Annotated in this window: 6 protein-coding genes; all 6 read left to right on the top strand. The window is 69.2% G+C overall.

Going from position 1 to position 6,645, the window contains the following annotated elements:
- Positions 1 to 485: 485 nt before the first annotated feature.
- The 6 genes from B5F40_RS12795 (at position 486) to upp (ending at position 6,548) form a co-directional block, all read left to right on the top strand.
- The gene (locus B5F40_RS12795; RefSeq protein WP_087194672.1) at positions 486 to 1,175 is read left to right on the top strand and encodes an L-threonylcarbamoyladenylate synthase; all 690 of its coding nucleotides are present in this window, start codon (positions 486 to 488) and stop codon (positions 1,173 to 1,175) included.
- Positions 1,169 to 2,302 (top strand): alpha/beta fold hydrolase, encoded by a 1,134-nt coding sequence (locus B5F40_RS12790; protein ID WP_087194671.1) that lies wholly within the window; start codon positions 1,169 to 1,171, stop codon positions 2,300 to 2,302. Before B5F40_RS12795 ends, B5F40_RS12790 begins: the two co-directional genes overlap by 7 nt.
- A 50-nt stretch (positions 2,303 to 2,352) precedes the next feature.
- Positions 2,353 to 3,795 (top strand): glycerol kinase GlpK, encoded by a 1,443-nt coding sequence (gene glpK / locus B5F40_RS12785; RefSeq protein WP_446718599.1) that lies wholly within the window; start codon positions 2,353 to 2,355, stop codon positions 3,793 to 3,795.
- Positions 3,796 to 3,842: 47 nt separating this feature from the next.
- Positions 3,843 to 4,283 (top strand): ribose 5-phosphate isomerase B, encoded by a 441-nt coding sequence (gene rpiB / locus B5F40_RS12780; RefSeq protein ID WP_087194669.1) that lies wholly within the window; start codon positions 3,843 to 3,845, stop codon positions 4,281 to 4,283.
- A 118-nt stretch (positions 4,284 to 4,401) separates the two neighbouring features.
- On the top strand, positions 4,402 to 5,658 hold the full coding sequence (glyA, locus tag B5F40_RS12775; protein WP_087194668.1) for a serine hydroxymethyltransferase: 1,257 nt from the start codon (positions 4,402 to 4,404) through the stop codon (positions 5,656 to 5,658).
- Between the two features lie 248 nt (positions 5,659 to 5,906).
- On the top strand, positions 5,907 to 6,548 hold the full coding sequence (gene upp, locus B5F40_RS12770) for a uracil phosphoribosyltransferase (RefSeq protein ID WP_087194667.1): 642 nt from the start codon (positions 5,907 to 5,909) through the stop codon (positions 6,546 to 6,548).
- The last annotated feature ends 97 nt before the right edge of the window (positions 6,549 to 6,645 follow it).

The raw sequence follows: 6,645 nt of genomic DNA, 5'->3' as shown, positions 1-6,645 counted from the left end.
CCTCCCTCCCTCCCTCTTTCTTTCCTTCGTGCTGCCATGCTTTGCGCTCGTTGCCCTCCGCGAGGGATGCGGGGCGACTGCGACGATCATGGCTTTCCGTCGAGGGGGTCATCGTTAAGCGGCGCGGATCGCGTTTCGTGCATAGGTTTTCATCGATTCGCGCCGTCTCTTTTTCGGTTTTCCGAATAATCCCAGGTTGAAGAAAGCGAGGATCGTGCGCATCGCCTTATATCTATGCACGAAACGCGATCCGCGCCATTTCGAGGCGCTTGCCGCGTCTTTCGTGGAAGGGAAGGCGAAGACCGACGTTCGCGCGATGCGCGCGGCATGCGGAGGCCCGTACGCATCGACCCTCGATCGCTTCTTGCTCCTCGTGCGCTTCGGACCTGCTTCGGTTTTCCTTCCTGCCATGCGGGAGGTACAATGCGTTCGAAGCGTCCGCAAGGGGCGCACTCGTGTCCGCCGCCCGCAGAAAGGAGCCTTTCATGGCCGCCCGCACAACTCTCGATGCCGCCGCATGCGCGCTTCGGCGCGGCGAGGCGGTCATCTTTCCCACGGACACGGTGTACGGTCTGGGGATATCCGTGGAGGCGGCCTCGGGGCCCGACGTGCTGTATGCGTTGAAGGAGCGGGATCGCGGAAAGCCCATCGCTTGGCTCGTCGGAGATCCCGCCGACCTCGATCGTTACGGTTGCGATGTGCCCTCCATCGCGCGTCGCGCGGCCGCAGCTTTCTGGCCAGGGCCGCTCACGCTCATCGTGCGCGCTTCGGATGCGGTGCCGCCTGCATTCCGCTCGGCCGCTGACACCGTCGGCCTGCGTATGCCTGATGACGCGTGCGCGCTTTCGCTTATCGACGCTGCGGGCGCGCCGCTGGCCACCACGTCGGCGAATCCTTCCGGGCAGGCGGCTCCGTGCACGTTCGACGAGATCGACGAGGCACTGCTCGCTCGGGTGCCCGCCGTGCGCGCGGAGGACGTCTTCGCAGCAGGGCCTGCGGCTCGTGCGGGCGCTTCCGTGCGGGCCGCCTCTCCCAGCGGCCTTGCTTCCACCGTTCTCGATTGCTCTGTCGCATGCCCGCGCGTGCTGCGCGAAGGGGCCGTCGCGCTTTCCGCCATCGAGGCGCTGCCGTCGGATGCGGACGGAGTCGAGGGAGGGGAGGGACGGCCATGGTAGCCGCCGGCCCGGATAGTGCGCGCAGCGAGGTGGAGTATCCCTCGGTTGATGGAACGACCCACGTCAAAGGGTTGATATGGCGGCTTTCCGAAGCTGCTTCGGACACCGTCCCGCCGCGCGGCATCGTGCAGATCGTCCACGGCATGTCCGAGCATGTCGCGCGCTATGACGAGTTCGCGCGCTGTCTCGCCCGCCGAGGGTTCGTCGTGTGCGGCGAGGATCACGTGGGCCACGGGCGTACGGCCGCCACGGCGGACGATCTCGGTCATATCCCGCTCGAAGGCGGCAAAGACCTCCTCATCGCCAACGTTCATGCACTGCGCCTGCTCGTCGCAGCGCGTTTTGCGCCGCAGACCCCGTACTTCCTGTTCGGCCATTCGATGGGCAGCTTCATCGTGCGCGCCTACCTCGCGCGCCATGCCGCGGGCCTGGCCGGAGCCGTCATCTGCGGCACCGGCCAGCAGCCCCGCGCGCTTTCCGCGGCGGGGAACCTGCTCGCGCGCCTCATCGCACGCGCGAAGGGGGAGCGCCATCGCAGCACGCTCATCGATCGCATGGGGGCGGGCTCCTTCGGCAGGCGCATCAAGGGCGCGCGCACGCCCTTCGACTGGCTATCCGTCGATCCGGCTGTGGTGGACGCCTATCTGTCGGACGAGCTGTGCGGTGCGATGTTCACCGTGGGCGGCTATGCGGCCCTCACCGACCTCACCGGCGAGGTCGCCGCTCCTTCGTGCGCGGCGCGGGTGCCGCGCGATCTGCCGCTGCTGTTCATTGCCGGTGCGGAGGATCCGGTGGGGGATGAGGGGCGGGGCGTTCGCGCGGCGGCGGCCCTCATGCGCCGTGCGGGCGTCGAGAGCGTCGAGGAGGTCGTCTACGAAGGCATGCGCCACGAGATTCTGAATGAGCCGGGGCGCGACCAGGTGATCGAGGATGTGGCGTGCTGGCTAAAGGCGCATGCGCCGGGCTGCGGCGCTGCCCCAGGGCGCGCATGCGCACCATTCGCGCAGGACGACCATGCCGATGCCCCGCTCGTCGACGCCGCTGCCTCCGGCGCGGCTGCTGCATCTTTCGGTCGGCCCGCTCCTGTGGGGCGAGGCGCGGCTTCCCGAGGAAAGGATCGCCTGTGACTGTTCGCTACGTCATAGCGCTCGACCAGGGCACCACCTCGTCGCGCGCCATGCTCGTCGATGCCGACGGGCGCGTCGTCGATGCGGTGCAGAACCCGTTCCCGCAGCGCTACCCGCAGCCGGGCTGGGTGGAGCACGACCCGCTGGACATCCTGTCGTCCCAGCTGGGGGCCCTGGCCGAGCTCACGGTGTCGCACGGGCTGGGGCCCGCCGACATCGATGCCATCGGCATCACGAACCAGCGCGAGACCACCGTCGTGTGGAACCGCGAGACGGGCCGGCCCGTGGGCAACGCCATCGTGTGGCAGTGCCGCCGCACGGCCCCCATCGTGGAGGAGCTCTGCGGCGATGCGGCCGTCGCCCGTCGCATCGCGGACACCACCGGCCTCGTGCCCGACGCCTACTTCTCGGCCAGCAAGGTGAAATGGCTGCTGGACAACGTTCCCGGCGCCCGTGCCGACGCCGAGGCCGGCAAGCTCGCGTTCGGCACCGTGGACAGCTGGCTCGTGTGGTCGCTCACGGACGGGCAGGTGCATGCCACCGACGTCACGAACGCCAGCCGCACCATGCTCTACGACATCCACGAGATGCGCTGGGACCCGTGGCTGCTCGACCTGTTCGGCATACCCGCCTCGATGCTTCCCGACGTGCGCCCCTCGTCGGCCGACTACGGCGTGACGGCGAACCCCGGCGTGGTGCGCGGCGTGCCCATCCGCGGTGTGGCGGGCGACCAGCAGGCCGCGCTCTTCGGCCAGTGCTGCTTCGAGGCGGGGCAGGCGAAGAACACGTACGGCACCGGCTGCTTTTTGCTCATGCACACGGGGCGCGAGGCGTGCCGCTCCACCCACCGGTTGGTCACGACGCTGGCCGCCTCCGCGCCCGGCGCGCCCGGGCCCGAATACGCGCTCGAGGGCAGCGTGTTCATGGCCGGCGCCCTCTTGCAGTGGCTGCGCGACGAGCTGGGCCTCATCGACGACGTGGCCGAGACGTGCGCCATCGCGCGCAGCGTGCCCGACACGGGCGGCGTGTACGTGGTGCCGGCCTTCACCGGGCTCGGCGCGCCGTACTGGGACGCCGAGGCGCGCGGCGCCATCTACGGCCTCACGCGCGGGACGAACCGCGCCCACATCGTGCGCGCCGCGCTGGAGTCGCTGGCCTACCAGGTGCACGACCTGGCCGTGGCCATGGAGGCCGATGCGGGGATGCCGCTCAAGGTGCTCAAGGTGGACGGCGGCGCGTCGGCGAACGATTTTCTCATGCAGTTCCAAAGCGACCTCTTGCGCACGCCGCTGCACCGTCCCCAGAATACGGAGACGACGGCGCTCGGCGCAGCCTACCTGGCCGGCTTGGGAACCGGCTTCTGGGAGGACACCGCCCGCCTCGCCGACCTGCGCTCCTCGGACACGGTCTACGCGCCGGGCATGGAGGACGCCCGCCATGCCCGCCTGCTGGAGGGCTGGGCGCGCGCCGTGCGGCGCACGATGGTGCCCTGATCGGGCGGAGCGAGCCGAAGAACCCACCACTACGAAAGGAACCGCCCATGAACATCAGCATCGCCAGCGACCACGCGGGCTTCGAGCAGAAGCAGGCGCTCGTGGACTACCTGGCCGCGCAGGGCCACGACGTGATCGACCGCGGCCCGGACACCGACGACCGCGTGGACTACCCGGACTTCGCCGAGCTCGTAGCCCGCGACGTGGCGGGCGGGGCGGCCGAGCGCGGCGTGCTCGTGTGCGGCACGGGCATCGGCATGGCCGTGGCCGCGAACAAGGTGGACGGCATCCGCGCCGTGAACGTGGTCACCCCGCAGTTCGCCGAGCTGTCGCGCGAGCACAACGACGCGAACGTCGTCACGCTCTCCGGTCGCTTCGTGGACGAGGAGACGAACCGCGCCATCCTCGACGCGTTTCTCGCCACTCCCTTCGGGGAGGGCCGCCACGCCGGCCGCGTGGAGAAGATCATGGCCCTCGAAGCCAAGTGAGGCCGAACCGACGGCCCGCGCCTGCTCAACCGGCGCGGGCCGTTGTGCTAGCATAAGCCGCATCATCAGCGACGCCGCCTTTCGCGCGACCCGCGCCCGTATCCCGAAAGGAACCGCCATGCCCTTGACCTACCTGCCCGAGCAAGACCCCGCCGTCGCCGACGCCCTGCGCCAGGAGCTCGCCCGCGAACGCGACTCCGTGGAGCTCATCGCGTCGGAGAACTTCACGTCGCCCGCCGTGCTCGAGGCCGTGGGCAGCGTGCTCACGAACAAGTACGCCGAGGGCTACCCGCGCAAGCGCTACTACGGCGGCTGCGAGAAGGTCGATATCGTGGAGGACCTCGCCCGCGAGCGCGCCTGCGCCCTCTTCGGCGCGAACTTCGCGAACGTGCAGCCCCACTGCGGAGCGAACGCGAACCTGGGCGCGTACGAGGCGCTCATCGAGCTGGGCGACACGGTGCTCGGCATGAGCCTGGCCGAGGGCGGCCACCTCACGCACGGCTCTCCGGTGAACTTCTCGGGCCGCCACTACCATTTCGCCAGCTACGGCGTGGATCCCGAGACGGAGACGATCAACTACGACGAGGTGGAGCGCATCGCCAAGGAGGTCCGCCCGAAGCTCATCGTGGGCGGCGCGAGCGCCTACCCGCGCATCATCGACTTCGAGCGCATGGGCGCCATCGCGCGCGAGGTGGGCGCGTACTTCATGGTGGACATGGCCCACATCGCCGGCCTCGTGGCCGCAGGCGCGCACCCCAGCCCCGTGCCGCACGCCGACGTCGTCACCTCCACCAGCCACAAGACCCTACGCGGCCCGCGCGGCGGCTTCATCCTCGCAAACGACGAGGACATCGCCAAGCGCGTGGACAAGGCCGTGTTCCCCGGCTCCCAGGGCGGCCCGCTCATGCACGTCATCGCCGGCAAGGCCGTCGCGTTCGGCGAGGCCGCGCAACCTTCGTACAAAGAGTACATCGGCCATGTGGTGGAGAACGCCGCGCGCCTCGGCCAGGGCATGATGGACGGCGGCCTGCGCCTCGTGTCCGGCGGCACCGACAACCACCTGTGCCTCGTGGACCTCACGCCCGCCGACGTCACCGGCAAGGACGCCGAGAAGCTCTTGGAGAGCGTGGGCCTCACGGTGAACAAGAACGCCATCCCGGGCGAGCCGCGCAGCCCCTTCGTCACGAGCGGCATCCGCGTGGGCTCCGCCGCCGCCACCACGCGCGGCTTCACCGCGGAGGACTTCTACGAGGTGGGCCAGCTCATCGCCTACGCCGTGTTCAACGCCGATGACGAGGCGAAGCTCGCCGACGTCCGCGCCAAGGTGGACGCTCTGCTCGCCGCCCACCCGCTTTATCCCGGGCTCGACTACTAGGCATTCCGCCGTCCTGACGGGCGGCGGAACTGCCCGACGCTGCAGCCTCCCGCAGCACCCCGCTTTGCCGCTTTTGGCCTTGCGCGACAAGCGCGCAAGGCGCGACCGCTCGGGCGCATAGCGTTGCACAGAACAAGCCACTGGCTTGTTCAGCACGCGCGAAGCACGCTCGGCCGCGCAACACGGCAATTCGGGGCGCTGCGGAAGCCCTCGCTGACTTCACTTGACCTGCGTGAAAGGATTTGCCCATGACGAACCGCTACGACCGCGTCACCGTCGTCGACCATCCCATGGTGCAGCACAAGCTGTCCAAGCTGCGCAGCAAGGACACGTCCTCGAAGGACTTCCGCGCCCTCGTGCGCGAGCTCGCCCTGTTCGAGGGCTACGAGGCCACGCGCGACCTCGCCCTCGAGGACGTGGAGGTGGAAACGCCCATCTGCAAGACCACGTGCAAGCAGGTGGCCGGCAAGAAGATGGTCATCGTTCCCATCCTGCGCGCCGGCCTCGGCATGGTGGAGGGCGTGCAGGAGCTCATGCCCTCGACGTTCGTGGGGCACCTCGGCATGTACCGCGACCCCGAGACGCACGAGCCGCACGAGTACTACGCGAAGATGCCCGACAGCATCGCCGAGCGCGACGTGCTCGTGGTGGACCCCATGCTCGCCACCGGCGGCTCGGCCGTGGCCGCCATCCAGTACCTGCGCAAGATCGGCGTGAAGAACGTCAAACTCATGGTGCTCGTGGCGGCTCCCGCCGGCATCGAGGCCGTGCTCGCCGCCGACCCCGACGTGCGCATCTACACCTGCGCCATCGACGAGGGGTTGAACGACCATGCCTACATCGTCCCCGGCCTCGGAGACGCCGGCGACCGCATCTTCGGCACGAAATAGCGTCCGGAGACTGTTGTTTCCCTGGCTATGCGTCCGAGCGGGGACAGAAGCGTCCTGCCGGACGGTGGAACTGCTCGACGCTGCGAAGCGTCGATGC

Source organism: Gordonibacter sp. An230 (genome assembly GCF_002159915.1).
In the GTDB taxonomy this organism is placed as follows: Bacteria; Actinomycetota; Coriobacteriia; order Coriobacteriales; family Eggerthellaceae; genus Rubneribacter.
Note: the sequence above shows the minus strand (reverse complement) of the source record. Positions and strands in the feature narration are given on the sequence as shown.